This window comes from Oerskovia turbata, assembly GCF_000718325.1.
Classification (GTDB): Bacteria; Actinomycetota; Actinomycetes; order Actinomycetales; family Cellulomonadaceae; genus Oerskovia; species Oerskovia turbata.
In genome coordinates this window covers 330,148-356,993 of the sequence record NZ_JOFV01000002.1, presented here as the reverse complement: position 1 = coordinate 356,993, position 26,846 = coordinate 330,148, and the positions used below count along the sequence as shown (strand labels likewise).

Here is a 26,846-nt window from a genome sequence, read left to right as displayed (position 1 = left end):
AGGGTGAAATCTGCGGCCGGTCGGCCCGCCCGACGGGGGTGCCGGACGTACGATCGACCCTTGGCCCACCGTTCCGGGCCCGACGGGAGCACCGACGTGACCGACCCGCCAGAGCAGAGCGAACGCCCCACCCCCTGGTACCGGCGGCGCCGGACCTGGGTGGTCGGTGCCGCGGGGACGGTCGCGCTCGCCACGGCGGCCGTGCTGGTCGTCCGTGCGGTCGGCGGGGGCGCGGCCGCGGACCCCCGGGCGTCCGGTCCGCCCATGCCCACGGTCGCCAGCGTCAGCGAGCCGGGCGCTGTCCCGGTGTGCGGGTTCCCGGTGGTCGACAAGATCACGCACGACGGCGTCGACCCGGCCGACCTGGGCGGTCGTCGCGACGTCGTCGACGACGTCGCGACCCTGACGGACGGCACGGTGCTCTCGGTGCGGGTCCGTGACGGGCTCGCCCACGTCCTGGAGTGGGACCGGTCGAGCGCCTACCGCGTGACCCGCTACGACGTGACGACGGGCGAGGTGGAGGGCACGACGGACTTCGAGCTGCGGCTCGACGAGGGCTACGAGACGTTCAGCCCCGAGCAGTTCGAGGTCGACGCCGACGGCGGCATCTACTTCCTCGACACGCTCATGCAGCGCCGCGACCTTGTCCGGTTCGAGCCCGACGGCACCCGGTCCTGGACCACGCACCTGCCCGAGGGGGACCAGACCGAGGGCGGGGTCCTCGACCTGTACGGCATGGCGATGTGGGACGACCTCGACGGCCGGCCCGTGGTCGGGGTGCACGAGACCGAGCGCACCCTGCACCTCGTGGGGACCGACGGGAAGATCGTCGGCACCCGCGACGACTTCCCGGGACAGGTGCTGGGGCAGCTCCCGGACGGCGGGCTCGTGCTCGAGTCGTCGGGTTCCTCGGGCGCCGGGGCCACGGACGACCTGACGGTCCTCGACCAGGACGGTGGGGAGGAGATGCGCGTCGGGGCGACCGCGAACGGCAAGTGGGCTTTCGCCAAGCCGTCCCAGTACTGGTTCGACTCCGTGGTCGGCGTCGCCCCGGCCCCCGACGGTGACGGGCTCGTGGTGATCGAGGACGGGCTCGGGTTCGAGCACGTCGGCGCGGACGGTGTCCGCCGCGGCGTGTGGCCCGATGCGCGGGCCGACCTCGACGCGGACTTCACGCTCCTCGACGGCTCGCCCCTCGTGCTCGACGACGGCACGTACTACGCGCTGACGACGAACGAGGGGGCCGTCGCGCTCACCGCGGTCACGGCCGACCGCATGGCCTACCAGCTCGGTGCACCCGTGAAGTACAACGCGATCAACGACGGGTTCCTCTCGGTCATGGGCGCGGGGGCCGGGCTCGTGACCGACGAGGTCTACAACTACTTCCCGCCGGGCGAGGAGCCCGCGGTCCGCCTGAGCCTCGACGACTCGTGGGGACGTTGGGCCGACCGGTACGAGCTGCGCTTCCAGGTGCGGGGAGACCCGCGGGTGCTCGACCCGGTCGTGGGTGACGAGCAGGTCGTCGACCTCCCCGCCGAGGGCGGGGACGTGCCCGTGACGCTGCCCGCCACGCGGCCCGGGGTCTACGAGGTCGACGCGGCCCTGGTCGACCGTGAGAGCGGCGACCCGGTCTCGGGGACGTGCCTGCGCTACACGGTCGGGGCACCCGGTGCGCCGCTCGACCTCGCCGGGCTGGCCGACGGCGCCGACTGGGGCGGGGCGTCCGTCCTGCGCGGGGTGCAGCTCGCGGACCAGCTCGGCGTGGGCAGCTTCCGCTGGCAGCTCGACTTCGGGGCGATCGTGCCCGACCCGGCCGGCACCCCGAGCGTCGACGTGCTCGTCTGGGACTCGCTCCCGAGCGCCGGCATGCCGGAGCCCGAGGAAGGGGTCGAGACGGACCCGTTCGCCGAGCTCAAGGCTGCTGCGGCGCTCGCGGAGGCGAGCGGCGTCACGCTGACCCTCCAGCTCGGGTCCGGCGGCGAGGCCGAGCGGACGGCTGTCGACGCCGGCACCTGGGAGGGCTGGTCGCGCGAGATCGTCGCGGCGATCACGCAGGAGGCACCGGGGATCGTGGCCTGGCAGCCGTGGAACGAGCCCAACAACACGGGCTTCGACGACGGCGCGCAGTACGAGGAGCAGATCGGCGCACCGTTCGCGGCCGGTGCGCGCGCAGCGTTCCCGGGGGTCCGGGTCGTCGGCGGGAACACGCTGGGCATCGTGCCCGACTGGTGGGCCGCGCTCGTCGAGGCGGGCGGGTGCGCCTCGATGGACGTCGTCGGCATCCACCCCTACACGGGCCTCAACCGCTCGTGGGAGGAGCAGGGCTTCTCCCGTCCGGACGACGAGCTCGACGCGCTGCGCGAGACCCTCGCCCCGTGCGGGGACCTGCCCGTCTGGGACACCGAGTCCGGCTGGTGGTCCGACGGCGTCGCGAACTTCTGGGCGGGCGGCTCGGACGTCGCGCGCAAGCTCCTCTGGTACGGGTCCGAGGGGATCGACGAGTGGACGTACTTCTTCTCCGAGGGCGGCTTCGGGGAGTCGGGCAACTCGTGGTCGCTCGTCCAGTACGGCAGCTACGTCAAGCCCGCCGGGGCGGCGTTCGCCGCGACCTCGGCCCTGCTCGCGCCGTACGGTGCGCCGACGTTCGTCGACACGGGGGCCCCGGGGACGTTCGCGGCCACGGCCGAGGGACCGGCGGGAGAGCAGCTGCTCGCGGTCTGGGGCGACGACCTGTCGACCACGCTGCGCGTCACGGCCGACGGCGGCCCGGGCACGCTGCGCCTGGGCGACCAGTACGGGGCCGAGACGAGCATCGAGGTCGGCGCGGACGGTGCGGACCTCCCGGTCACGGGAGCGCCCGTCTTCCTCGTCGGCGCGCCGGGCCAGGCGCTCACGGTCGGGGCCACCCGGCCGTTCGGCCCCGACCTCCTGGCCGGGCGGCCCGTCACGGCCACGTCGACCCACGAGGAGGCCGACGCGCAGGTCGTGACGTCCGGGACGTTCGACGTGCGCGACCCGTGGCGGTCCGGCCGCCTCGCGGACGACGTCGTCGACGAGAACCCGGCGGTGACCGTGACGACCGACGGGCCGCAGACGATCGACCGCATCGGCGTCGCGACGGCCGGGATCCGGTGCTGCAGCATGGGGCTGCGCGACTACACGGTCTCGGTCCGGCTGTCCGACGGCACCTGGCAGGACGTCGCCCAGCAGAAGGACCAGTTCTCCGACCGGGTCGTCGTGTTCGAGATCGACCCGGTCGAGGTCACCGCGGTGCGCGTCTCGGTACCCATGACGACCGAGCGGGGAGTGCCCGTGCTCGCGGCGAACTACTCGGGCGTCGTGGGCGGGCTGCACCCGTCCTTCCTGCCGCTGGCCACCGAGAGCGCGTACGTCGCGACCGTGAGCGCGCTCCAGGCCTGGGGGCCCGGGGCCTGACGCGCGTCAGCGCGCGGCCACGCTCCGCCACACGGCTGCGTGCTGCGCCGCGCTGCGCTCCCACGTGAAGTCGGCAGAGCGGACCCGGCCGCGCTCGACCATGGCCGCGACCTCCGGGTCGTCCGAGAGCGCGAACAGGGTCGCCTGGGCGATCTCGTCGGGCGTCGGGTCGACGAGCAGGCCGCCGTCACCCACGACCTCGGGCAGCGAGCTCGTGCGCGCCGCGACCACGGGTACCCCCGCGGCCATGCCCTCGAGCGCGGGCAGGCCGAAGCCCTCGTAGTGCGAGGGGACCACGACGACGGCGGCGCCCGCGACCAGACCGGGCATGACGTCGTCGGGCAGGCGGCCCACGAGGCGCGTGCCCGCGAGCGCGCCGAACAGCGCGTCGCGCCGGGCGTTGCGCGGACCGCTCATGACGAGCGTCAGGTCCGGACGTGCGCTGTGGATGAGCGGCCACGCCGCGGCGAGGCTCTCCAGGTTCTTGCGCCGCGAGGCGCCGCCCGCGTGCAGCACGTACGGGCCGGTGACGCCCAGCGCGTCGAGCGCCGCGGCGTCGAGGGGCGGGGTGCGGAAGTAGCGCTCGTCGACCCCGTTGTAGGCGACGTGCGGGCGCTCGACGCCGAGCAGCTCGGCGATCTCGTCGGCGCTGAACTCGGAGACGGTGACGACGGCCGCAGCGCGCCGGGCCTCCTCGGCGGCCGCGCGCACGGGTCGGGACTCGTCGTCGAACCGCCACGACACGACGTCCTGGATGGTCACGACGTCACGCGTCGGGTGCGGGGGCAGCTCGAGCCCGACGCGGTGCACGACGGCGCCGCGCGGGTAGACGACCCGGCCCGCGGCCCGGCGCAGCGCGGGCGAGGCCGTGCCGAGGCGGGAGAGCGGGAGGCGCAGCGTGCCCGGCAGGGGCGAGCGCAGGGAGCGGGCGACGGTGCGCTTCACGGTCCAGTCCTCGGCCTCTGCGGGACCCTGGGTCGCGGTGGGTGAAACCATGTCCCCGGGGGGTGCGGAGAGGGCTCGGGCCGCCCGGGTGGCGACCTCCTCCTGATAAACTTGCGCGCCCATGGGCACCTCAACCGCGACGGTCGCGATCACCAGCTGCGGCATGCGGGGAGTCCGTTCTCTCGCGGCACGGGAAGAGCCCCACTCTAGCGGCGCGCGGCGCCCCGACCACGGTCTCCAGGGGGCGAAATGAGTCCCCGCACCGCTCTCGTCACCAGCTCCTACGCGCCCCGCACGGGCGGCGTCGAGACCCACGTCCAGCACGTCGCGCGCGTGCTCGCCGCGCGCGGCGAGACGGTCGAGGTGTGGGCCGTCGACCAGGGCGAGCACCTCGGGACCCGCGTCCTCGACGGCGTCACGGTCCGCTACCTGCCGACCCCCCAACCCTCGCGCGGCGCTCGCGGCGCCCTGTCCTTCGCGGTCCGCTGGCCCGCGGCCGCCTGGCGATGGATCGTCGCGTACCGCTCGCTGCGCCCCGACGTCCTGCACGTCCAGTGCTTCGGCCCCAACGGCGTCTACGCCACGGCCCTGGGCCGCGTCACCCGCACGCCGCTCGTCGTCAGCTCGCACGGCGAGACGTTCGCCGACGACCACGACGCGCTCGGCACGTCCTGGTGGATGCGCACCTGGTTCCGCGCGGCCCTCGCCCGCGCGGACGCCGTGACGGGCTGCTCGACGATCGTCACCGAGGACCTGGCCGAGCGCTTCGGGTACGAGGACGCCGTCGTCGTGCCGAACGGGGTCGAGCTCGGGGCGCCGACCACGGACCCGGCGCGCCCCCCGGCTCCCCGCACCGGACCCGCGGACCCGCCCGACGCCGTCGGGCCTCCCGCGCTGCTCGCCGTCGGCCGCGTCGAGCACGTCAAGGGCTTCGACCTGCTGCTCGAAGCCTTCGCGTCGTCACCTCTCGCCGAGCGGGCCCGGCTCACGATCGTCGGCGACGGGTCGGAGCTCGCCGAGCTGCGGCGGCGGGCACGGGCGCTCGGGGTCGAGGACCGCGTGTCCTTCCCCGGGATGCTGGGGCCCGACGCGGTCGCCGAGGCGCTCGCAGCAGCCACGGTCGTGGTCGTGCCGAGCCGCAAGGAGGCCGCGTCGATCGTCGTGCTCGAGGCCTGGCGGGCCGGGCGCCCCGTGGTGGGCACCGTGCTCGGGGGGCCCCGCACGCTCCTCACCGACGGCGTCGACGGCCTGCTCGTCGACCCCCGGGACGCCGCGGCGCTCGCGCGCGCGATCTCGTCTCTTCTGGACGACCCGGACCGCGCCGCCGCGATGGGAGCCGCAGGCCGCCGCGAGGTCGAGCACTACACCTGGGAGGCCGTCGTGGACCGGTACGACGCGGTCTACGACCGGGTCCTGGCGTCTCGGTCGGTCGCTGCTCGGCACCGGGGCGCCCCGGCGCCGAGATAGAGCCTTCTTGGTCGAGGTAGAGGGCCTGGCCCTCTGTCTCGAACCAGAGACCTCTACTTCGCGGGCACGGCGGAGTGGCGCCGCGGCACCGCCAGCACCAGGCACGTCACCGCGCCCACGAGCAGGAGCGAGGCGACGACGTCGCTCGGGCGGTGCGTGTGCTCGAGCAGCGAGGCGACGCACGCCACGAGGCTCACGACGACGGCCCACGCCACGAGAGCCCCCGAGCGACGCGGCCACAGGAACAGGACCGCGACGCACAGTGCCGCCGTGACCGCGACGTGCCCCGACGGCAGGGTGTTGTGGGTGTAGGCCAGGTCGGCGAGGTTCGGCCGGTCGAGCAGGCCGTCGCGGAGCCAGCGGGCGAGGGGGACGGTGACGACCACGACAGCCACGGCAGGCACGACGGCCCGCCGGCGACGGGCCCGCAGCGCCACCACCCCGAGGACCGTGCACACGACCCCGAGCGCCACGGGCAGGGCCGGCCGCAGGACCTGCGCGAACGCCCCGAGGAACGGGTTGAGCTGCTGCCACGAGACGAAAGCGCCGTTGTCGAGCTGCTGCCCCGCGAGCGTGCGGACGGTCACGGCGTACGTCGCGGCGAACATCGCGCCGAGCACGAGGGCGCCCGCGAGCAGGAGCGTGACGCGAGCGGACCGTCCGAGGCGGGTGCCGACGTCGTGCATCTGGTCCGTGGTCACGGCAGGCCTTCCTGGGAGTACGTCGGCCGACAGGGGGCCTTCATGGTACGGGGGCTCCTCGACGCCGAGCAGACGCCGAGCGGCAGGGCGGACGGGCGAACCGCCGCGCCCCCTGTCGCCCCCGCGGCGTAACCTGGTTCTCGCACCCTCAGCCCGGACCGTCTCCACCTCGGTCCGGGCCGCTCGTGCTGTTCCGGCGCGCCCGCGCCTCGCTGCGGGTCGTGTCGAACGACGTCCACACCCTGCCCGGGCCTGCGCCCGTGGACGCCCACGCCGTCGGTGACCTGCTCGAAGGAACTCATGAACCTCACCGGAATCCTGCCCGCCCTCCTGGCCGACCCGACCGCGCGCGCGGTCGTCGAGCACGTGCGCCTGCGGGGCGCGGTCGACGTCGTCGGACCGGTGGGCGTGCGTCCGCCGCTGCTGGCCGCGATGGCGGGGGCGACCGCGACCGGGGACACCACCCGCGCAGAGAAGGGCGCCCCCGCCCAGGGCTCGCGCCCCCTCGTCGTGGTGACCGCGACCGGCCGCGAGGCGGATGAGCTCGCCGCGAGCGTGCGCGCCTACCTGCCCGACGAGCTGGGTGACCTGGTCGCGGTCCTGCCCGCGTGGGAGACGCTGCCGCACGAGCGGCTGTCGCCGCGCAGCGACACGGTCGCCAAGCGGCTCGCGGTGTTCCGGCGCCTCGCGCACCCGACCAGCGAGATCAGCCAGTCCGGCCCGGTGCGCGTCCTCGTCATGCCGGTGCGCGCGCTGCTCCAGCCGGTCGTCGAGGGCCTGGGCGACCTGGAGCCGGTCGAGCTCAGCACGGGCGAGACGGCCGACCTCACCGGCGTCGCCGAGCGCCTGAGCGCCGCCGCCTACCAGCGCGTGGACATGGTCGAGCGGCGCGGCGAGTTCGCGGTGCGCGGCGGCATCCTCGACGTCTTCCCGCCCACCGAGGACCACCCGCTGCGCGTCGAGTTCTGGGGCGACGAGGTCACCGAGATCCGCTGGTTCGCGGTCGCGGACCAGCGCAGCCTGGAGATCGCCGACCACGGGGTGTGGGCGCCGCCGTGCCGCGAGATCCTCCTGACGGACGCGGTCCGCGCCCGTGCCGCGGAGCTGATCGAGACCCTTCCTGGCGCGACCGACATGCTCGACAAGCTCGCCGCCGGCATCGCCGTCGAGGGCATGGAGTCCCTCGCCCCCGTCCTCGTGGACCGCATGCTGCCCGTCCTGGAGCTCGTCCCCGACGACGCCCTGCTCGTCATCAACGACCCCGAGCGCGTGCGCCGCCGCGCGCACGACCTCGTCGCGACGACCGAGGAGTTCCTCGCCGCCGCCTGGACCGGCGCCGCTGCAGGCGGCTCGACCCCGATCAACCTCTCGGCCGCGTCGTTCGAGACGTTCGCCGACGTCCACGACGTCGCCGAACGTCGCGGCCTCGGGTGGTGGACGCTCAGCCCGTTCGGCCTCGACGAGGGAGCCACCCCCGACGGCGAGGCGCACCCGGGCGACGAACTCCCCGGAGGTGAGGGCCCGACGTCGGGCACGGGCGCGGACGGCGTGACCACCTTCACCGTGCCCGCGCGCAACGTCGAGTCGTACCGCGGGGACGTCGAGCGGGCGCTCGACGACCTGCGCTCGCTCCAGCACGCGGGCTGGCGCCTGGTCCTGACGACCGAGGGCCACGGCCCCGCACGCCGCATGACCGAGCAGCTCTCCGCGGTCGACACCGCAGCCCGCCTGGTCGCGTCGATCGACACCGAGCCCGAGGGCGGCGTCGTGCTCGTGACGCCCGCGCCCGTGGGGCCGGGCTTCGTCGCGCCAGAGCTGAGGCTCGCGGTGTTCAGCGAGTCGGACCTCACGGGACGCCAGGGGTCGAGCACGCGCGACATGCGCAAGATGCCCTCGCGGCGGCGCAACGTCGTCGACCCCCTCGCACTGCGGGCAGGCGACTACGTGGTGCACGAGCAGCACGGCGTGGGGAAGTTCGTCGAGCTCGTGCAGCGCACGCTCGGCACGGGCGGCAACGCCGCGACGCGCGAGTACCTCGTCATCGAGTACGCGAGCAGCAAGCGTGGCCAGCCGGGCGACCGCCTGTTCGTGCCGTCCGACCAGCTCGACCAGGTCACCAAGTACACGGGCGGCGAGTCGCCCAGCCTGAACAAGATGGGCGGCTCGGACTGGGCCAAGACCAAGTCCCAGGCGCGCAAGCACGTCAAGGAGATCGCGGGCGAGCTCATCCGCCTCTACAGCGCGCGCATGGCCACCCAGGGGCACGCGTTCGGCCCCGACACCCCGTGGCAGCGCGAGCTCGAGGACGCGTTCGCGTACGTCGAGACGCCCGACCAGCTCGTCACGATCGACGAGGTCAAGGCCGACATGGAGAAGGCCGTCCCCATGGACCGGCTCGTGTGCGGCGACGTCGGGTACGGCAAGACCGAGATCGCGGTCCGGGCGGCGTTCAAGGCCGTGCAGGACGGCAAGCAGGTCGCGGTCCTCGTGCCGACGACGCTCCTGGTCCAGCAGCACTTCCAGACGTTCGCCGAGCGCTACTCGGCGTTCCCCGTGACGGTCAAGGCGCTCTCGCGCTTCCAGACCGAGGCAGAGTCCAAGGAGACGGTCGAGGGGCTCAAGGACGGCTCGGTCGACGTCGTGATCGGCACGCACCGCATCATCTCCGGGTCCATCAAGTTCAAGGACCTGGGCCTGGTCATCATCGACGAGGAGCAGCGGTTCGGCGTCGAGCACAAGGAGACGCTCAAGCAGCTGCGGACCAACGTCGACGTGCTCGCGATGAGCGCGACCCCCATCCCGCGCACGCTCGAGATGGCCGTCACGGGCATCCGCGAGATGTCGACGCTCGCGACCCCGCCCGAGGAACGGCACCCCGTGCTCACGTACGTCGGCGCGTACGAGGAGAAGCAGATCTCGGCGTCGATCCGCCGTGAGCTGCTGCGCGAGGGCCAGGTGTTCTACGTGCACAACAAGGTCGAGACGATCGACCGGACCGCGCAGCGTCTGCGCGAGCTCGTCCCCGAGGCCCGCATCGGCGTCGCGCACGGCAAGATGAGCGAGGCCCAGCTCGACCAGACGATCACGGCGTTCTGGGAGAAGGAGCTCGACGTCCTGGTCTGCACCACGATCATCGAGACCGGCCTCGACATCTCCAACGCCAACACCCTCATCCTGGAGCGCGCCGACATGCTGGGCCTGTCCCAGCTCCACCAGCTCCGTGGCCGCGTGGGCCGTGGGCGCGAGCGCGCGTACGCGTACTTCCTGTACCCGCCCGAGCGCCCGCTGACCGACACCGCGCACGACCGCCTCGCGACCATGGCCGCCAACACGGACCTGGGCGCGGGCATGCAGATCGCCATGAAGGACCTCGAGATCCGCGGCGCGGGCAACCTGCTGGGCGGCGAGCAGTCGGGGCACATCGCGGGCGTCGGGTTCGACCTGTACGTGCGCATGGTCGGCGAGGCCGTGGCGTCGTTCAAGGGCGAGGTCGACACGGACGAGGTCGCTGACGTCTCTATCGAGCTGCCGGTCGACGCGCACATCCCGCACGACTACATCGCGCACGAGCGCCTGCGCCTCGAGGCGTACCGCAAGATCGCGGCGGCCCAGGACGAGCCCGCGCTCGCCGAGGTGCGGGCCGAGCTGGTCGACCGCTACGGCGCGCTCCCGGAGGTCGTCGAGGCCCTGTTCGCGGTCGCCGACTTCCGCAACCACGCGCGCCGCGCAGGGCTCGCGGACGTCACGGCGCAGGGCAAGTTCGTGCGCTTCGCGCCCGTCGACCTCCCGGAGTCCGCGGAGCTGCGCCTCAAGCGCCTCTACCCGGGCACCATGCTCAAGCCCGCCATCCGCGCGTTCCTCGTGCCCTTCCCGACGACGGCGCGCATCGGAGGCCGTCCGCTGCGGGGCATGGAGGTGCTCGCCTGGGCACGCCAGCTCATCGACGCGGTCATCACGGGCGACGTCAGCGCGGCGGCGACGGTGGGGACGGCGAAGCGGTAGCCGTCTCGGTCGCGGCCGCGGTGGGGGCCCGGGCGGGGTCCGCGGCGGGGTCCGCGGTGGGCGACGTGCCCGCGTCGGCGAGCGGCGCCGTCGGGCCGGGGGAGGACTGCGCCGCGCCCGCCGACGCGCGCCGCCCCCAGCGGTTCACGATCAGGTGGCGGGCGGGCTCCTCGACGAACCGGTAGAGCGCGTAGGCCAGCACCGCGGCGGCGACCGTGATCACGGCCGCGGCGAGCACCCCCGTCAGGGGGGTGTCGAGCACGCGACGGATCACGAGCTCGTGCACCAGGTAGAACGCGTACGAGGCCGAGCCCGCGACGACCAGGACGCGGTGCGTCAGCACCGACCGCCGGCTGCGCAGGTCGCGCTCGGCGCAGAGCATGAGGAACAGCGCGAACGGCAGGACGAGCGCGACCCGGGCCACGGCCTCGGTCGCGTGCGTGAGCTCGGCCGCGACGAGCGCCACGGCGAGGATCCCGAGCACCGCGGCCCACGGGATCCGCGACCGGCGGCCCTCGACGAACGCGAGCCCCGCGACGACGCCCAGCACGAACTCGGGGAACCGGGCGAGGGGGAAGTGGTAGAGCACCTGGTACGTCGCGGGGGCCATGACCGTCGCGACGAGCGGGACAGCGAGCGCCGCGAGCGCCACGACGAGCCGGGTCCGCGGCGACCAGCGCCGCAGCAGGGGCAGGAGGAACGGGAAGGCGAGGTAGAACGCGAGCTCGCACGACAGCGACCACGCGACGCCGTTGAGCCCGTACACGACCGTGGGGTCCAAGGACCAGGCCTGGAGCAGCAGGACGTTGGCGCCGACGATGCGCCCGGTCACGGGCGGGCTGCCGACCACCAGCGCGATGACGAGTGCCGCGACCAGCGTCACGAGGTGGTCGGGATAGATCCGCGCGACACGGCGCAGGTAGAAGCTGCGGCGGGGGAGCGCCGGGTTGGCCGTCCACGTCAGGATGAAGCCCGAGAGGACGAAGAACAGCGCGACCCCGGCGCTGCCGTAGTACGCCCCGGGGATGTCGAGCACCTGCCAGTAGTCCAGGTGGAACACCAGGACCGCCGCGGCGGCGACCGCGCGGACCGCCGTCAGGGAGGGGAGCTGGCGCGGGGCGGTGCCCGTCTCCGCCGGAGTCGTCATCGAGGTCCCCTGCCGCTGGTGCGCGGCCCCGTCGAGAGGCCGCTCTTGCATCGTGGGCGCCCCGGCGGCAGGGGGTCAAGGATGAAGTGTGGGCCCGTGGCCGGAGTCCCCCGGGGCCGTCGCGACGCCCTCGACGGCCGCGAGGCCCCCGTCGAGGGCGTCCCGGTAGCGCACCACGGCCACGAGGAAGACGAGCACCGCGACCATCTCGAGGCTCTCCTCGCCGAGCACCGCGAGCTGCCCGACGAACGTCGCCCGGTCGAAGCCCTGGTCCTCGAGCAGCCCCGCGACGGCCTCGAAGCCGACGGCGCCCACCACGTAGAGGACCCCGGCGAGCGCCATGGGACGCAGGAACCTGCTCGGCAGTCCCCACAGGAGCGGGATGACGACCGCGGCCACGACGAGCGCCAACGGGCCGTAGAAAGCGATCCAGCCGTTGAAGGGCAGGTCCGCGATGCTCTGGAAGTGCTCCTCGAGCGAGGTCCCCACGTGCTCGTGGAAGCTCGTCATCTCGTCGATCGAGAGGTAGAGGAGCACGAACGCGACGAGCCCCCAGGCCCACCGCCGCCCCGGGACGGGCTCGGCGTGCAGCAGGTCGCCCGTCACGAGTCCCGTCGAGGCCAGCAGGACGACGGTGAACCAGGTGGGGACGTTGACCTCCTCGTCCATGCTGAAGTAGCGGACGAGGGGCTCGATCATGCCGCCGTGCAGGTCGGCGCCCTTTTCGAGGAAGTTGGCCAGGAGGTGCAGCACGGCCAGTATCGCGATCGCCAGCGCGACGCGACGGACGAGGACCCGGACAGGCACGGTGACACGCAGCATGAGTGCTCCAACGGCGACGTCGATGACCGGGCTGCATGCTCGGTTCGGCGACCCTAGCAGCGGAACCGCCGGTGTGACGACCGCCACACCGGCGGTGCTCGCCCGGGCCACCGGGGCCGGCGGGGTGACCCGACGCCCCCATGACGGTCCCGGTGCTCCACGACGCGCACCGCTCCCTACCATGGGCGCATGACCACGAGCGAGCCGCACCACTCCGCCGGTCCCGTCGACCCCCTGCGGGAGTCCGTCACCGTCATGGACAGGCTCTACTCACCCGGCGGGTGCCCGTGGGACCGCGAGCAGACGCACGAGACCCTGGTGCGCTACCTCCTCGAGGAGGCGCACGAGCTCGCCGAGGCCATCGAGACGGGTGACCGTGCGGGCATGCGCGAGGAGCTGGGCGACCTCCTGCTCCAGGTCCTGTTCCACGCACGCATCGCGAGCGAGGACCCGGTCGACCCGTTCACGGTCGACGACGTCGCGGCCGACCTCGTCGCCAAGCTCGTCAGGCGTCACCCGCACGTGTTCGCCGACACCGCGGTGACCACGGGCGACGGCCACGCCGCCCTGTACGCGCAGTGGGACGAGATCAAGCAGCAGGAGAAGCAGCGCGAGTCGGTCCTCGAAGGGATCCCGCTCGCGCAGGGTGCGCTGGCGCGTGCCCAGAAGGTCCTGTCCCGCGCGCAGCGCGCAGGGCTGGGGGAAGCCGTCGCGGGTCCCGGCCCGACGGCGGTCGTCGCGTCGGTCCCTCCCGTCGCCCCGGGCGAGGCGGGGGACGGGAGGGGAGCGGCGCCGTCGGGTATGCGCGACCTGGCGACGGCAGGCGGGCCCGAGCGTGCGTACGGACGTGAGCTGCTCGACGTCGTGCGCCGCGCCCAGGCCGACGGGGTGGATGCCGAGACGGCGCTGCGGGTCGCGCTGCGCGAGGTCGAGGAGGCCATCGTGTCCGCCGAGGGTGACGGCCCTGCCCGCCGAGGGTGACGGCCCTGCCCGCCGAGGGTGACCGACGCGCCCGCCGAAGGTGACCGGGGCGTCACCCTCGGCGCCCCGGTACGTCACCGTCGGCACCCCCGCGCGTCACCGTCGGCACCACAGCACGTCACCCTCGGCGCGCACCACGGCCGACATGCGGGCGATCGTGTCCACGAGGCGACGTCCGGAGCACCATGTGTTCCCGACCACTAGGCTGGGTTGCGACAACCCCGGACGCGCCCGACCGCCATCGTCGCCTGCCCTGCGCTCCGGACCTGGAAGCAGCTGAAGGAGCAACCGTGGCAAGCATCGAAGCCGTTGGAGCACGCGAGATTCTCGACTCGCGCGGAAACCCCACCGTCGAGGTCGAGGTCGTGCTCGACGACGGTACCTTCGCCCGCGCAGGCGTCCCCTCGGGCGCCTCGACCGGCGCTTTCGAGGCCGTCGAGCGTCGTGACGGCGACAAGTCCCGCTACCTGGGCAAGGGTGTCGAGGGTGCGGTCAACGCCGTCATCGACGAGATCGCCCCCGAGCTGCTCGGCTTCGAGGCCGAGGACCAGCGCCTCATCGACCAGGCGCTGATCGAGCTCGACGGCACGCCGAACAAGGGCAAGCTCGGCGCGAACGCCATCCTCGGCGTCTCGCTCGCGGTCGCGAAGGCCGCCGCGAAGAGCTCGGGCCTGGACCTGTACCGCTACGTCGGCGGCCCCAACGCCCACGTCCTGCCCGTCCCGATGATGAACATCCTCAACGGTGGGTCGCACGCCGACTCCAACGTCGACATCCAGGAGTTCATGGTCGCCCCGATCGGCGCCACGTCCTTCCGTGAGGCGCTGCGCACCGGTGCAGAGGTCTACCACTCCCTGAAGTCCGTGCTCAAGAGCAAGGGCCTCGCGACGGGTCTCGGCGACGAGGGCGGCTTCGCCCCCAACCTGCCGAGCAACCGTGACGCGCTCGACCTGATCCTCGTCGCGATCGAGCAGGCCGGCTTCACGCCGGGCAAGGACGTGGGCCTCGCGCTCGACGTCGCCGCGACCGAGTTCTTCAAGGACGGCGCGTACCAGTTCGAGGGCAAGGCGACGAGCTCGGACGAGATCATCGCGTACTACAAGCAGCTCGTGGCGGACTACCCGCTGGTCTCGATCGAGGACCCGCTGTCCGAGGACGAGTGGAGCGCCTGGTCGCAGCTCGTGGCCGAGGTCGGCGACAAGGTGCAGATCGTGGGCGACGACCTGTTCGTCACCAACCCGGAGCGTCTCGCCAAGGGCATCGAGCTCAAGTCGGCGAACTCGCTGCTCGTGAAGCTCAACCAGATCGGCACGCTCACGGAGACGCTCGACGCCGTCGAGCTCGCGCAGCGCAACGGCTTCACCGCGATGGTGTCGCACCGTTCGGGCGAGACCGAGGACACGACGATCGCGGACCTGTCCGTCGCGGTCAACGCCGGCCAGATCAAGACCGGTGCTCCCGCCCGTGGCGAGCGCATCAACAAGTACAACCAGCTCCTGCGCATCGAGGAGGCCCTGGACGACGCGGCCCGCTACGCCGGCGCCTCGGCGTTCCCGCGCTGGAAGGCGTGAGCTGACGCATCCCCGCTGAGCGCGGCCTGACCCTCGGGTCTGGCCGACGCCGGCACCTGGACGCCCGGTGGTTCCTCGGAACCACCGGGCGTCCGTGCGTCCACGGCCGGTCTCCCGACACGCGCGGGCTTGTGAACGCTTGGTGTGGATCCGGCCTCGTTGCCCCGGCGCGCCGTGGATCCTGCGCCCGAGCAGCCGCGCGGGGCGGCACAATCGGCTCCATGCCCACGAACCGTCGCCCGTCCACGCCCGGCGCCTCGCCGCGCCCTGGGGGCGGACGAAGCGGGGGAGGTGCGCGAGGGGACGGTCGGTCGTCGACCGGCCGCGCACGGGGCGCCTCCGGCCCGACGACGTCGCGCCCGGACGCGGGCACGTCCGGCAGGTCCGGGGCCGGGTCGGGCACCCCGAAGGCGGGTCCTGCGAAGGCCGCGGCGAAGGACGCGAGCGCGGCCAAGGCTTCGGGCTCCGCGACCGGTGCGGGGCGCAAGCCGGCGGCGCCGCGCAAGCCGTCGACCACGTCGGCGGCGGGCTCTGGTGCTGGCTCGGGGGCTGGCGGGCGGTCCGCGACCTCGACGTCCCGGGCATCCTCGGCGGCGCGCACCCCGCGACCGAGCACCTCGACGCGGGCCCCGGCGCTCGCGGATCGTCGGCGCAGCCGCAACGGCTTCCTGCTGCCTGAGGTCGTCACGGTCCGTTCGCTGGTGATCGCGGTCGTTGTCCTCCTCGCGGTCATCCTGCTCCTGCCGACCGTTCGCGCCTACGTCAACCAGACGGGTGAGCTGCGGGCCCTGCGTGCCGAGGTCGCGGCGGCCGAGGCCGAGCGCGACGACCTCCAGGTCCAGCTCGGGCGGTGGGACGACGACGCCTACGTGATCGCACAGGCGCGCGACCGGTTGAGCTACGTGATGCCGGGCGAGCGTGCCTGGCGGGTCATCGACCCGGAGATCGTCGTCGACGACCTCGACCCTGAGACGGGCAGGAAGGTCACCGACGGGCCGGTCGGCGTCGAGGGGAACGACGGCGCACCCTGGTACACCTCGCTCTGGCGGTCTGTACAGCTCGCCGGGGAGCAGCCCGCCCCCGGCGACGCGCCGGCCGACCAGGGGGGCGACGAGCCTCCGGCCCCGGACGCCCCGGACGCCCCGACCCCGTAGCCCGCGCTGTGCTGCGGTGCGGTGCCGGAGCGTGCCGCGCCGGACCGATGGGCGCGGAGGCAACGGTCCGCGCGACGGGTTCGTCCAGGTCCTCGGCGTCCTCGGTGCTCTCGGGGCCCCGGAACGACTCGTGAGGGTCCCGATTGCTGATCCGGCTGCTCGACCGGGGACAATGGGAAGGCGCCGGCTCCCGGCGCCGGACCAGCACCGCACGCCGCAGAACGGAAGACCCCTCGTGAACGACTCGACCCCCTCCGCTCCGGACTCCGCGGACCACGCTGCCGCAGCCGGCGCCGCAGCCCGTGACACGGCCCCGGTGACCGACCGCGGCCTCGCGGGCAGCGCCGACGCCCCGGCCGTCCCGGAGGCGGACCGTTCGCGTCCCGAGGTCACCCCGCAGGATCTCGAGGTCCTGCAGGAGCAGCTCGGTCGCCCGGCCCGCGGCGTCGTCGGGATCGCGGCGCGCTGCGTGTGCGGGCGTCCGCTCGTGGTGCACACCGCGCCTCGTCTCCCGGACGGCACCCCGTTCCCCACGACGTACTACCTGACGGGCCCCGGGGCTGTCGCGGGCGCCTCGACGCTCGAGGCGAACGGCGTGATGAAGGAGATGTCGGAGCGCCTGACGCAGGACGAGGAGCTCGCCGCCGCCTACGCCCGCGCGCACGAGCACTACCTCGCGGCGCGCGAGTCGCTCGGGCACGTCGAGGAGATCGCGGGCATCTCCGCGGGCGGCATGCCCGTGCGCGTCAAGTGCCTGCACGTGCTCGTGGGCCACGCGCTCGCGGCCGGGCCGGGAGTGAACCCGCTGGGTGACGAGGCGCTCGTGATGATCTCGGGGGCGTGGCGCGCGGACCGCTGCACCTGCTGAGCCGTCGACCCGAGGACGGGCGCGCCGCCGTCGGCTGTGACCCTCGTGACGTCGACCGTCCACGGGCGGCGTCCGCGCCCGCGGGGGCGGTGACGGGTGGCACCCTTGATGCCATGACTTCTTCTCGCGTCGCCGCGATCGACTGCGGCACCAACTCGATCCGTCTCCTCGTCGCCGACGTCGACCCCGCGACGGGCGTCCTCACCGAGCTCGACCGTCGCATGGAGGTCGTGCGCCTCGGTCAGGGAGTGGACCGGACGGGCCGGCTGGCCCCGGAGGCGCTCGCGCGCACGCTCGACCAGGCGGGCGAGTACGCCCGGGTGATCGAGGAGCTCGGTGCGACGCGCACCCGGTTCGTGGCGACGTCGGCCACCCGGGACGCGGAGAACCGAGGGGAGTTCGTCGAGGGCGTCCTGGCGCGTCTGGGTGTCGAGCCCGAGGTCGTGTCGGGGACGGAGGAGGCCGAGCTGTCGTTCCGCGGGGCGACGGGCGTGGTCGCGGCGAACCACCCGGGGCCGTTCGTGGTCGTGGACCTCGGGGGCGGGTCGACCGAGGTCGTGCTGGGTACTGACGCCCCGGAGGCCGCGTGGTCCATGGACGTGGGCTGCGTGCGCATGACCGAGCGCCACCTGCGCTCGGACCCGCCGACGGCCGAGGAGGTCGCGGCGGCGCGGGCCGACGTGCGGGCCGCGCTCGACACGGCCTCGCTCACGGTCCCCCTGGGCAAGGCGGCGACGCTCGTCGGGCTCGCGGGTTCCGTGACGACCGTGACGGCGCACGCGCTGGGACTCGAGCGGTACGACCGCGACCGGATCGACGGCGCGGTGCTGTCGGTCGAGGCGACGCTGGCCGCGTGCGAGGACCTGCTGGGCCGCACGCGGGCCGAGCGCGAGGCGCTGGGCTTCATGCACCCGGGCCGGGTCGACGTGATCGGGGCGGGCGCGCTCGTGTGGGCCGAGGTCGTGCGCCGGGTGCGTGACGACGTCGCGGCAGCGGGCGGTGAGCTGACGTCGGTCGTGACGAGCGAGCACGACATCCTCGACGGGATCGCGCTGTCGATCGCGTGATCTCCTCCGCCGAGAAGTGAGTTCACGCCCCTGAATCGCACGAATCAGGGGCGTGAACTCACTTCTCGGCGCGGACCGGGACCGCGCGTGACCTGAGCAGGGCGGCAACGCGCGCCACGAGACGCGACGGGTGGCGATAGACGTCGTCGGCCGTCGCCACCACGGTCCGCCACCCGAGGTCCTCGAGCCACTGCCTCTTCGCGACGTCCCGGCGCCAGGTCCGTGCGTCGGTGCGGTGCACGTCGCCGTCGTACTCGATCGCGACTCTCTCGGCGACGTAGACCATGTCCGGCAGGGCGACGAAGCGGCCAGTGTCGTCGAGGACCGGAACGTTGACCTGCGGGCACGGCAGGCCGGCGCGGACGAGCACGAGCCGGGTTCGCGTCTCCATGGGCGAGTCGGTCCCGGTGCGGAGGTCGTCGAGAGCGGTCCGCATCCGTGCGACTCCGCGTGCACCAGCCGGCGTGCCACGCACGGTCTCCCGCAGCTGCCCGAGCGTCGATGCCGGAGTCTTGCGGCGCAGCAGCGAGTCCCCGAGCACGACCACCTCGTCGAGCGGCAGGTTTCCGGCGAGCTGTCGCCACGCGTGCTCGGGGGTGACGACCAGCAGCCCGTTCAGGAACCGCACCGGCAGCAGGTCGGCGCCGTACGTGTGGGCCACGTATCCGGTGCGACGTGGGACGACGGCGCTACCGGGGACGCTCAGGTGCACGCGATCATCGCGTGAGACCTGCCAGGGGAGGTCGACGCCGTGGAGACGGAGCGCGCTGCCGTGACTGATCGCGGAGCCTGTGGGCGCGCATCGCAAGATGGCGGCGGCCCGGACCGGGAGAGCGTTGGCCTGCTCTGCCGCGACGCGCAGGCCGCGGGTCGGGATCGCGAGGCGCCGGTGCCGCAGCGCCTTCGGGGAGAGCCCGGAGGCTTGGCCCTCGGCCAGGGTGAAGGGCTCGTCGGTGCGCATGCGGGCACTGTGCCGCGACGGGAGTGGGTGCGGGGGCTGAAGCGCGCGAGCTGTGGACACGGGCGCCTGCGGTGCGCCTGTGGACACTCGCCGTGTCTCGCCGAGAAGTGAGTTCACGCCCCTGAATCGCACGCATGAGGGGCGTCAACTCACTTCTCGGCGGACGCGGACGCGGATGCGGCCCGGCAGATGCGCGACTCGCGGTATCTCACTCTGGCCGGTAGTGCGGTTCGCGTAGTAGTGTCTGGCGCACAGGAGTCGGCGAGCAGGGAGTCAGGGTGGACACCACACAGCTGTTGAAGGGCGTCCTCGACGCGGCGGTCCTCGCCGTCGTCGCGGACGAGGACGGGTACGGCTACGACGTCGTGCGTCGCCTGCGGGCCGCGGGGCTCGTCGAGGTGGGCGACGCGTCGGTCTACGGCACGCTGCGCCGCCTGTACGCGGGCGGGATGCTCACGAGCTACGTCGTCCCCTCGGACGAGGGCCCGCACCGCAAGTACTACGGCATCAACGCGCAGGGCCGGGCCATGCTCGACACCCAGCGCAAGGAGTGGCAGGAGTTCTCCGGCACGCTGACCGGCCTCCTCATGACCTCGGAAGGAGCCGCGTGATGTCCACGACCCTGAGCCCCGAGGCCGTGATCCTCGACCAGGTCCGCCGCTACGCCGCGGACGTCCGCGCACACCTCGCCGACCTCTCGCCCGAGCAGGTCGACGACCTCACCGACGGCCTCGAGGCGGACCTCGCGGAGGCGCTCGCCGACATGCCGGGCGCGCTGCGTCCGCTGCCGCAGGGGAGCGAGGTGCCCGACGGCGGAGCCACCGCCCTCCTCGACGTCACCGAGCGCTTCGGTCCGGCCGCCGAGTACGCGGCCGAGCTCCGGTCGGCCGCAGGCCTCGACCCCGCTGCTCCGGGACCTCGGCCGCGGCGCACCCTGGGGGACCGTTTGGCTGCGGACGGCAAGAAGTTCATGGCGGAGTGGAAGTCCCTGTGGGCTCCGGTGACGTCGACCCCGCAGTGGTCAACGTTCTGCGAGTTCGCCGCGGTGCTGCGGCCCGTGTGGTGGGTGCTGCGGGCGTGGGTCGTGGTGCTCGTCCTGTACGCGTGGCTCATCAGCAACCACGGCTTCGAGCTCGTGCCTCAGATGGCGGTCTGGCGACTGGTCCTGGTGCTCGCGATCGTCGTGAGCGTGCAGTGGGGGAGGGGCCGGTGGCTGCGCTGGCGCGGTCTGGACCTGCTGCGCAAGGTCGTCAACGTCCTTGCGGTCCTCGTGGCCGTGCCGTTCTTCGTGAGCGCGGCCTTCGGGGCGAATGCGGAGCTCAACGGTCTCCCCACGAGCTCCTCGGGCTCGTACGACCGGGGGTACCAGCAGGGCGTCAGCGATGCCTCGAACGGCTACGGCGCGAGCGGCGTGAGCACGAGCGGGGCCGGGAGCGGGGTCTTCGTCGACGGCTCGCCCGTCAGCAACCTGTTCGTGTACGACGCGAGCGGCCGCGCCCTCCAGGACGTGCAGATCTTCGACGACCAGGGCCGTCCCGTTCGGACGATCGCGGCCGAGGGTGCCTCGCAGCCCTGGACTCTGCCGGGCTTCGAGCAGGGGTGGTACTTCCAGCCGTCGTTCTCGACCGACGGGCGCGAGCGCTGGAACGTCTACCCGTTGCGCGGTCTGCCCGAGGACGCGGTCGAGTGGGACGGCTCCGAGCGCCCGGTCCCGCTCGAGGGCGAGCAGCCACGGTCCATGCCGTCGCCGTTCCTCCAGGCGCAGCCGCTCCTGGTGCCCTCGACGACCGGCGGCACGCCGACCCCCGCGCCCGACGCGGCACCGGACGCAGGAACGGCCCCGGCCGACCCCGGGACGCCGGTCGACCCGCAGGCTCCGACCGGCGGAGAGCCACCAGCGGGCCAGGGGGTCGACGGCACGACCGCACCCTCGGCCCGCGTCCCGGGGGCGCCTTCCCCGGCCACCGCGACGCCGGTGCTCGAGGCCTCGACGGGCGCTGCGCCGTCGGGCGGCTGACCTTTTCTCCCGGACCCGGGGGTAGCCAGGCGCCCTGGCCACCCCCGGGTCCGGAACCTCGCACACCGCAGAAACACCCCACAACGACGGCCTCCGAGGCGCTTGTGAAGGTTGTCACGCTCACCAATCGGACAGATGTTCACCAAGAAGTTGAAGACAGTAATACTCTGGTTTCATGCCTCTGAATGACCAGACCTCGGTCGCGCCTGCCCAGAACGCGGACAGCGCTGCGTCGCCGCGTCCTCGCAAGGTCCCTCGCATCATCGTCCTGGGTGGCGGCTCTGTCGGTCTCTACTCGGCTCGCCGTCTCCGCAAGAAGCTCGGCAAGCGCGAGGCGGCCATCGTGGTCGTCGACCCGCGCCCGTACATGACGTACGCGCCCTTCCTGCCGGAAGCCGCCGCGGGCTCGATCGACGCACGCGACGTCGTCGCCCCCCACCGCCGCGCCCTCAAGGGCGTCGACGTGCTGCAGGGCAAGGTCGTGGAGATCAACCACGCCGGCCGCAGCATCACGATCCACCCCGAGGAGGGCGACGACTACGCGGTCTCCTACGACCACCTGATCGTCGGCCTCGGCTCGGTCTCGCGCACGCTGCCCATCCCGGGCCTCGCGGAGAACGCGATCGGCTTCAAGAACGTCGAAGAGGCCATCGCGGTCCGCAACCACGTCATCAACCGGATGGACGTCGCGTCGTCCACCTGGGACCAGGACGTGCGCAAGCGCATGCTCACGTTCGCGTTCATCGGTGGTGGCTTCGCCGGCATGGAGGCGATCGCCGAGATCGAGGACATGGCGCGCTACGCGGCCCGCAACTACCCGACGATCGAGCCCGAGGACCTGCGCTTCGTGATGATCGAGGGCTCCGGGCGCATCCTGCCCGAGGTCTCCGAGCCCATGGGCCAGTACGCGCTCGAGGAGCTCAAGAAGCGCGGCATCGAGTTCCACCTGAACACGTTCCTGTCGTCGTGCGTCGACGGCCACGTCGTGACCTCGACGGGCGTCGAGTTCGACACCGACACCATCGTGTGGACCGCGGGCGTCAAGGCGAACCCGGTCCTCAAGGAGAACTCGGACCTGCCCGTCGACAAGCTCGGCCGCGTGATCGTGCTCCCGACGCTCCAGGTCGCGGACGAGGACGGCAACGTCGTCCCCGACGCCTGGGCCGCAGGCGACTGCGCTGCCGTCCCGGACCTGCTGAACCCCGGCAAGTTCTGCCCGCCGAACGCGCAGCACGCGATCCGTGAGGCCACGCGCCTCGCCGACAACCTGGTCGCGATCCTGCACAGCGACGAGCCCGTCGAGTACAAGCACAAGAGCGTCGGTACGGTCGCCTCGCTCGGCCTGTACAAGGGTGTCGCGGAGCTGTTCGGCATCTTCAAGCTCAAGGGCTTCCTCGCCTGGGCCATGCACCGCAGCTACCACGTCATGGCGATGCCCACGGGCAACCGCAAAATCCGCATCGCGATCGGCTGGATGGGCCAGTTCCTCATGGGCCGCGAGATCATCTCGCTCGGTTCGCTGCACGACCCGCGCGCGGAGTTCCGCCAGGCGTCCGTGCCGCCGGCCGCAGCGGGCGAGAAGGTCAAGCAGGAGGCCGTGTCGTCGGCCGCGGAGGCAGAGGCAGGCGGCGCCGAGGCGAAGTCCTCCACGGCCGCTCCGGCCGAGGCCGCGGGCGCCGACGCGAACCACGGTCCCGCCAAGAAGACGACCAAGAAGGCCGCGACCAAGGCCTGAGCCTGATCGCAGTGCTGCGCACGCCGTGAGGGCGGTCCCTGGTGGGGCCGCCCTCGCGGCGTTCTGCTGCACGGCTGCTGGGCACCCGTTTCACGTGAATCCTCCGCGGCGCACAATGGACGCGTGAGCACTCGCGTGGTCGACGACCTGCGGTCCCGGGCGGGCCGCGCCCTGTTCGAGCGTGTCGCAGGGCCGGACGGCCCGGCCGAGCGCTCGCGGATCCACGACACCCCGGGTCCGCGCTGGTTCGCGCCCGACTCCGCGATCGCGCGCGTGCACGGTGACGCGTCGATGTTCGTGGGCGGTCTGCGGGCCCTGCTGCTCCAGTCGTTGCACCCGCTCGCGATGGCCGCGGTCGCGGCGCACTCGGGGTACCGGGGCGACCCGTGGGGGCGCCTGGCCCGCACGAGCACCTTCCTCGCGGTCACGACCTTCGGGACGGTCGAGCACGCGCAGCAGGCGATCGACGTGGTCCGTTCGGTGCACGTCCGCGTGCGTGGCACGGCCTCCGACGGGCGCCCGTACGCGGCCGACGACCCCTGGCTGCTGCGCTGGGTCCACGTCGCCGAGGCCGACAGCTTCCTCGCCGCGCACCAGCGCTACGGCGAGCGACCGCTCGACGCCGAGGGCTGCGACGAGTACCTGGCGCAGGCCGCGACGATCGCGGACCGGCTCGGGGCGGTGGACCCGCCGCGCTCGCGCGCAGAGCTGGCGAGGGCCTTCGAGGAGTTCCGCCCGCAGCTCGCGAGGACCACGGAGTCCGACGACGTCGCTCGCTTCCTGCTGTCCGAGCCACCTCTCCCGTTCCTCGCCCGGGGCCCGTACGCCGCGCTGGGGGCAGCCTCGGTCGCGTCGCTGCCCCCGTGGTCGCGGCGTATGATCCCGGTGCGGTGGCCGATGCGGGGCGAGTCGGTGCTGGTGCGGGCCGGTGGCCGGACGGTCACGAAGGCGATCCGCTGGGCGCTGGCGGGGTCGCGGTAGGGGCCGCGACCCGCGCCGGGGCGTCGCCCCGAGCGGCTGCCACCGGGACCGGCACCCTGGTCCCGCCTGTCGGCGCGTCCTCGGCCGGGATATCCTCACCCCCGGCCCCCATAGCCCAATCGGCAGAGGCATCCGACTTAAAATCGGCGCAGTCTGGGTTCGAGTCCCAGTGGGGGCACCCCCATCGGTGCAGGTCAGAGACGCGCCAGGACGGAGCCCTTCGATCTCTCGACGACACTCGTCAACATGAGGCGGAGTCTCATCGACATCGACCGTCATGAACGAGGTGGTCGGTGCCCGTCCTGCGGCCTCTGTTCACGCGCTCCAGACCCACAGGACACGCCAGCCGTCGGGCAGGTCGGCGTGCAGCGTGACCCACGCGTCGTCGTAGGCGGGGAGGGCGTAGGGCGTACACGCTCAACGTCCGCAGCACAGTGGAAGCCCTCAGGCCTGTTCTGCGTGCGGTAGCCCGTCATCCCGAGGTCTTCGATCAGCGTCATGGGGATACTTGCAAGGTCTGCGTCTGACGCCCGCGGGATCGAGCCAGGCACCACGGGTTCGTGTCCGCCGGTCGGACATCAGGATGAGCACCAGGCGCGGCGTCCACCCGGTCGCGGCCGTCTCGACGAGCTCGACGCCGTCGCGCTCTCACACGATGCGGGCCGTGACCGGATCAGGTCGCGCGCGATCGACTGGACACGCAGAGGCGGTATCGGGCGGGCGTTGAGGACCGCCTGCCAGTCGTCGCGATGCGCGTCCCACGACTGCGACGCGCGTCGCGCGAGGTCCCTGTCGAGGTCGTCGCACATGTGTCCAGTATCGAATACACGTTCGACGGCGCTTTGTCTATACCGACTAGACAAGATATGTCTAGTCGGTATAGACTAAACTCGTGGTGAGTGAGCAGAAGACCAAGGACGTCGTGAAGATGCTGACCCGTGCGGGCTGGTACCGCGGCCGCACGGTCGGAAGCCACTCGACGTGGAAGTCGGCAGACGGTAGCCGCTCGGTCACCGTGCCGGACGGTCACAAGGAGATCAGCCCCGGGGTCTACCGGAAGATCTTGAAGGCCATGAACCAGGAGGAGGAGTGATGGGCACCTACACCGCCCGGGCCCGGCGAGAGGGCCGCTGGTGGATGATCGAGGTCCCCGAGATCGACGGGCTCACCCAGGCCCGTCGCCTCGGTGACGTCGAGGAGATGGCGCGCGAGCTCATCGCCGTCACCCTCGACGTCCCCCTCGACGACGTCGCGGTCGCGGTCGCCGTGACCGCCGTCGGAGATGTCGACGTCGCCGAGGCGCTCAGCAAGATCCGCGACGAACGCGCCGAGGCTGCTCGCCTCGAGCGTCAGGCGTCGGCCGAGGCTCGCGAGCTCGCTCGTGAGCTCGCGTCGGCCGAGCTCGCCATGCGCGACATCGGGAGCATCCTTGGGGTCTCGCACCAGCGCGTCGCCCAGCTGCTCGCCTCCAGCTAGTGCCAGAACTAGGCTTCGACTGTGATGGGGCCCTCGCCCGGGGTGAGGGTTGCTGCTAGGGCGGGAGCGGGGCCGTTCCGGTTGGGGCCATCTCCCGACCGATGGCCGCGAGCATCTCGTCAAAGAGACTCTTCACCTCGGTCTACGGCGGCTGGACATCCCCGTGGGTCGGTGCAAACGTATGCACACCACTGCAGCGGTCCCATGCGGTGGAGCGACCCGAAACGGACTCATGTGAAGAAGATGCTGCCGGTCGACCCGGACGACTATCGGGGAGAGCCGGAGGCGGCCCCGGCCTCGACCTCGCGCGGAAGTCTGTGGTCATACGTGCTCTGGGCCACCATCGCCTTCGCGGTAGCGGTCCTGATCACGGCCAAACCCTGGGCCTACTGGTTCGTGGCGCTCGGCTCCGTAGGCGTCATCGCGGCGGTTCACCTCGCCTGGATCGTCCGGTGCCGGGTCAAGGGCTCACCGGGCTAGCTGCATCGGCTGGAGCGCCGCCTTGCCGTCGTCTACGTACCCCAGAGGGCACTACGACAACCCCGTCGGCCCGTCCGGCTCCGGCGCCTCGCCCGCCTCCTGTCCGATCGACACCTGGTTCCCGTCGGGGTCGAGCACGCGCGCGACGCGCTCTCCCCAGGGCTGGTCGGCGGGCGGGGAGACCACGACGACCCCGGCCGCGGCCAGGTGGGAGACGGCCTGGTCGCAGTCGTCGACCGTGACCCACAGGTGCGCGTGCCCGACGTCGGTGCTCTCGCGGTCGACCCCGATCCCGAGCGACGCGTCGCCCACGGCGACCGACACGTAGACGGGTGGTCCGGCGTCGGGGAACTGGTAGGTCACGGTGCCGCGCAGGAGGTCGCGGTAGAAGCCGAGCGACCGGTCGAGGTCTGTCGTGGTGAGGATGGGGAAGAGCGTGCGGAACATCGGTGGGCCGCCTCTCGCGATGGTCTCCTCGGGGCCGTTCCCACGTTACGCCAGCAGCAGACGCGCCTCCTGCGGGGGCGTGCGCGGCGGCAGCCGCCGCTAGGTTGAGGGGACGGCGCACCCGCGCCCCACGACCCGCGAAGAGGGAGCACGCGATGGCAGCCGCAGGCCAGGTGGTGCTCTTCGAGCGCCGGACCGCCGAGCCGTTGCTGCGGCACGTCGTCGGCGGGATCCTGCGGGCCGAGCGCACCGAGCAGGCGCGCACGCTGCTCGACGTCGCGCTCGCGGCGCAGGTCTCGACGGCGTACCTCTCGGAGGTCGAGCGTGGCCGCAAGGAGGCGTCGTCCGAGGTCCTGGCCGCGATCTGCCGTGCTCTCGGCCTGCGCGTGGTGGACCTCCTGGCGCGCAGCCAGGACGAGTTCGACGCGGAGGCCAGCCGCCGGGCGGGCGCCGAGCGGCGCAGCCTCTCCTCGCAGCCGCGGGCCGTGCGCGAGCTCCACGCGTTGCGCCAGGCCCGACGACGTAGCGAGCCTCCGCGCGTGGCCGCGCCCTCGACGACGGTCCTGCTGCGCGCCGCCTGAGCAGCCGG

Annotated in this window: 22 protein-coding genes and 1 tRNA gene; 17 read left to right on the top strand and 6 right to left on the bottom strand. The window is 73.0% G+C overall.

Translation table 11 applies throughout. From position 1 onward, the window contains the following. The first annotated feature begins 60 nt into the window (after nucleotides 1-60). Entirely contained in the window at nucleotides 61-3,435 is a 3,375-nt protein-coding gene (locus IE95_RS0103095) for a hypothetical protein (protein ID WP_030150167.1), read from the top strand. A gap of 6 nt (nucleotides 3,436-3,441) precedes the next feature. On the opposite strand, the gene IE95_RS0103090 is transcribed toward IE95_RS0103095, so the two are convergent. Then, a complete protein-coding gene (locus IE95_RS0103090; protein ID WP_030150166.1) occupies nucleotides 3,442-4,545 on the bottom strand; it encodes a glycosyltransferase family 4 protein in 1,104 nt (367 codons plus the stop codon). A gap of 84 nt (nucleotides 4,546-4,629) precedes the next feature. Here IE95_RS0103090 and IE95_RS19405 point away from each other — a divergent pair, with 84 nt between their 5' ends. After that, on the top strand, nucleotides 4,630-5,847 hold the full coding sequence (locus IE95_RS19405; protein ID WP_051702632.1) for a glycosyltransferase family 4 protein: 1,218 nt from the start codon (nucleotides 4,630-4,632) through the stop codon (nucleotides 5,845-5,847). A gap of 53 nt (nucleotides 5,848-5,900) precedes the next feature. Here the strand turns inward: IE95_RS19405 and IE95_RS0103080 are convergent, their stop codons facing one another. After that, nucleotides 5,901-6,548 (bottom strand): phosphatase PAP2 family protein, encoded by a 648-nt coding sequence (locus IE95_RS0103080; protein WP_030150164.1) that lies wholly within the window; start codon nucleotides 6,546-6,548, stop codon nucleotides 5,901-5,903. A 300-nt stretch (nucleotides 6,549-6,848) separates the two neighbouring features. Between IE95_RS0103080 and mfd the strand changes: the two genes are divergently transcribed. Beyond that, entirely contained in the window at nucleotides 6,849-10,550 is a 3,702-nt protein-coding gene (mfd, locus tag IE95_RS0103075) for a transcription-repair coupling factor (RefSeq protein WP_030150163.1), read from the top strand. Here the strand turns inward: mfd and IE95_RS0103070 are convergent. Continuing rightward, entirely contained in the window at nucleotides 10,513-11,697 is a 1,185-nt protein-coding gene (locus IE95_RS0103070; RefSeq protein WP_030150162.1) for an acyltransferase family protein, read from the bottom strand. The genes mfd and IE95_RS0103070 overlap by 38 nt on opposite strands. A gap of 75 nt (nucleotides 11,698-11,772) precedes the next feature. Continuing rightward, nucleotides 11,773-12,519 (bottom strand): hypothetical protein, encoded by a 747-nt coding sequence (locus tag IE95_RS0103065; RefSeq protein WP_030150161.1) that lies wholly within the window; start codon nucleotides 12,517-12,519, stop codon nucleotides 11,773-11,775. A gap of 189 nt (nucleotides 12,520-12,708) precedes the next feature. Here IE95_RS0103065 and IE95_RS0103060 point away from each other — a divergent pair, with 189 nt between their 5' ends. The 5 genes from IE95_RS0103060 to IE95_RS0103040 all read left to right on the top strand — a co-directional run bounded on the left by IE95_RS0103060 (nucleotide 12,709) and on the right by IE95_RS0103040 (nucleotide 18,160). After that, the gene (locus IE95_RS0103060) at nucleotides 12,709-13,500 is read left to right on the top strand and encodes a nucleoside triphosphate pyrophosphohydrolase (protein ID WP_051702631.1); all 792 of its coding nucleotides are present in this window, start codon (nucleotides 12,709-12,711) and stop codon (nucleotides 13,498-13,500) included. Nucleotides 13,501-13,790: 290 nt separating this feature from the next. Beyond that, nucleotides 13,791-15,071: a phosphopyruvate hydratase gene (gene eno / locus IE95_RS0103055; protein ID WP_030150159.1), complete on the top strand. Its 1,281-nt coding sequence runs from the start codon at nucleotides 13,791-13,793 to the stop codon at nucleotides 15,069-15,071. Nucleotides 15,072-15,292: 221 nt separating this feature from the next. Then, nucleotides 15,293-16,225, top strand: a complete 933-nt coding sequence (locus IE95_RS20815; RefSeq protein WP_206053311.1) for an FtsB family cell division protein — start codon at nucleotides 15,293-15,295, stop codon at nucleotides 16,223-16,225. Between the two features lie 412 nt (nucleotides 16,226-16,637). Next, entirely contained in the window at nucleotides 16,638-17,093 is a 456-nt protein-coding gene (locus tag IE95_RS0103045; protein WP_240666290.1) for a DUF501 domain-containing protein, read from the top strand. A 113-nt stretch (nucleotides 17,094-17,206) separates the two neighbouring features. Then, complete coding sequence (locus IE95_RS0103040; protein ID WP_030150156.1) at nucleotides 17,207-18,160, top strand: Ppx/GppA phosphatase family protein; 954 nt, start codon at nucleotides 17,207-17,209, stop codon at nucleotides 18,158-18,160. Between the two features lie 58 nt (nucleotides 18,161-18,218). Here IE95_RS0103040 and IE95_RS0103035 read toward each other — a convergent pair whose 3' ends face one another. After that, nucleotides 18,219-19,121 (bottom strand): endonuclease domain-containing protein, encoded by a 903-nt coding sequence (locus tag IE95_RS0103035; RefSeq protein WP_030150155.1) that lies wholly within the window; start codon nucleotides 19,119-19,121, stop codon nucleotides 18,219-18,221. A gap of 278 nt (nucleotides 19,122-19,399) precedes the next feature. Between IE95_RS0103035 and IE95_RS0103030 the strand changes: the two genes are divergently transcribed. The 8 genes from IE95_RS0103030 to IE95_RS0102995 all read left to right on the top strand — a co-directional run bounded on the left by IE95_RS0103030 (nucleotide 19,400) and on the right by IE95_RS0102995 (nucleotide 25,810). Then, complete coding sequence (locus IE95_RS0103030; RefSeq protein ID WP_030150154.1) at nucleotides 19,400-19,732, top strand: PadR family transcriptional regulator; 333 nt, start codon at nucleotides 19,400-19,402, stop codon at nucleotides 19,730-19,732. Next, nucleotides 19,732-21,138 carry a hypothetical protein gene (locus IE95_RS0103025; RefSeq protein ID WP_030150153.1) on the top strand — a complete coding sequence of 469 codons (1,407 nt, stop codon included), beginning with the start codon at nucleotides 19,732-19,734 and terminating at the stop codon, nucleotides 21,136-21,138. The genes IE95_RS0103030 and IE95_RS0103025 overlap by 1 nt, the downstream gene beginning before the upstream one ends. A gap of 175 nt (nucleotides 21,139-21,313) precedes the next feature. Next, nucleotides 21,314-22,873 carry an NAD(P)/FAD-dependent oxidoreductase gene (locus tag IE95_RS0103020; RefSeq protein ID WP_084689732.1) on the top strand — a complete coding sequence of 520 codons (1,560 nt, stop codon included), beginning with the start codon at nucleotides 21,314-21,316 and terminating at the stop codon, nucleotides 22,871-22,873. 123 nt (nucleotides 22,874-22,996) lie between these two features. After that, a complete protein-coding gene (locus tag IE95_RS0103015; RefSeq protein ID WP_030150151.1) occupies nucleotides 22,997-23,854 on the top strand; it encodes an oxygenase MpaB family protein in 858 nt (285 codons plus the stop codon). Between the two features lie 104 nt (nucleotides 23,855-23,958). Continuing rightward, nucleotides 23,959-24,032, top strand: a tRNA-Leu gene (locus IE95_RS0103010). Between the two features lie 717 nt (nucleotides 24,033-24,749). Continuing rightward, complete coding sequence (locus IE95_RS0103005; protein WP_211249068.1) at nucleotides 24,750-24,947, top strand: type II toxin-antitoxin system HicA family toxin; 198 nt, start codon at nucleotides 24,750-24,752, stop codon at nucleotides 24,945-24,947. Next, nucleotides 24,947-25,330 carry a hypothetical protein gene (locus tag IE95_RS0103000; RefSeq protein WP_030150149.1) on the top strand — a complete coding sequence of 128 codons (384 nt, stop codon included), beginning with the start codon at nucleotides 24,947-24,949 and terminating at the stop codon, nucleotides 25,328-25,330. The genes IE95_RS0103005 and IE95_RS0103000 overlap by 1 nt, the downstream gene beginning before the upstream one ends. Nucleotides 25,331-25,564: 234 nt before the next feature. Then, nucleotides 25,565-25,810, top strand: coding sequence for a hypothetical protein (locus IE95_RS0102995; RefSeq protein ID WP_030150148.1), 246 nt, complete (start codon nucleotides 25,565-25,567; stop codon nucleotides 25,808-25,810). Between the two features lie 51 nt (nucleotides 25,811-25,861). Here the strand turns inward: IE95_RS0102995 and IE95_RS0102990 are convergent, their stop codons facing one another. Next, entirely contained in the window at nucleotides 25,862-26,257 is a 396-nt protein-coding gene (locus tag IE95_RS0102990) for a VOC family protein (RefSeq protein ID WP_051702630.1), read from the bottom strand. Nucleotides 26,258-26,412: 155 nt separating this feature from the next. Here IE95_RS0102990 and IE95_RS21230 point away from each other — a divergent pair, with 155 nt between their 5' ends. Continuing rightward, complete coding sequence (locus IE95_RS21230; protein ID WP_084689731.1) at nucleotides 26,413-26,838, top strand: helix-turn-helix domain-containing protein; 426 nt, start codon at nucleotides 26,413-26,415, stop codon at nucleotides 26,836-26,838. Nucleotides 26,839-26,846: the final 8 nt, after the last annotated feature.

Coding starts and splice junctions, on each gene's coding strand:
- IE95_RS0103060 (WP_051702631.1), top strand. CDS start 12,709: ATGACCACGAGCGAGCCGCACCACTCCGCCGGTCCCGTCGACCCCCTG.
- IE95_RS0103065 (WP_030150161.1), bottom strand. CDS start 12,519: ATGCTGCGTGTCACCGTGCCTGTCCGGGTCCTCGTCCGTCGCGTCGCG.
- IE95_RS20815 (WP_206053311.1), top strand. CDS start 15,293: ATGCCCACGAACCGTCGCCCGTCCACGCCCGGCGCCTCGCCGCGCCCT.
- IE95_RS21230 (WP_084689731.1), top strand. CDS start 26,413: ATGGCAGCCGCAGGCCAGGTGGTGCTCTTCGAGCGCCGGACCGCCGAG.
- IE95_RS0103000 (WP_030150149.1), top strand. CDS start 24,947: ATGGGCACCTACACCGCCCGGGCCCGGCGAGAGGGCCGCTGGTGGATG.
- IE95_RS0103020 (WP_084689732.1), top strand. CDS start 21,314: ATGCCTCTGAATGACCAGACCTCGGTCGCGCCTGCCCAGAACGCGGAC.
- IE95_RS0103070 (WP_030150162.1), bottom strand. CDS start 11,697: ATGACGACTCCGGCGGAGACGGGCACCGCCCCGCGCCAGCTCCCCTCC.
- IE95_RS19405 (WP_051702632.1), top strand. CDS start 4,630: ATGAGTCCCCGCACCGCTCTCGTCACCAGCTCCTACGCGCCCCGCACG.
- IE95_RS0103035 (WP_030150155.1), bottom strand. CDS start 19,121: ATGCGCACCGACGAGCCCTTCACCCTGGCCGAGGGCCAAGCCTCCGGG.
- mfd (WP_030150163.1), top strand. CDS start 6,849: ATGAACCTCACCGGAATCCTGCCCGCCCTCCTGGCCGACCCGACCGCG.
- IE95_RS0102990 (WP_051702630.1), bottom strand. CDS start 26,257: ATGTTCCGCACGCTCTTCCCCATCCTCACCACGACAGACCTCGACCGG.
- IE95_RS0103040 (WP_030150156.1), top strand. CDS start 17,207: ATGACTTCTTCTCGCGTCGCCGCGATCGACTGCGGCACCAACTCGATC.
- IE95_RS0103090 (WP_030150166.1), bottom strand. CDS start 4,545: ATGCCGCAGCTGGTGATCGCGACCGTCGCGGTTGAGGTGCCCATGGGC.
- IE95_RS0103025 (WP_030150153.1), top strand. CDS start 19,732: ATGTCCACGACCCTGAGCCCCGAGGCCGTGATCCTCGACCAGGTCCGC.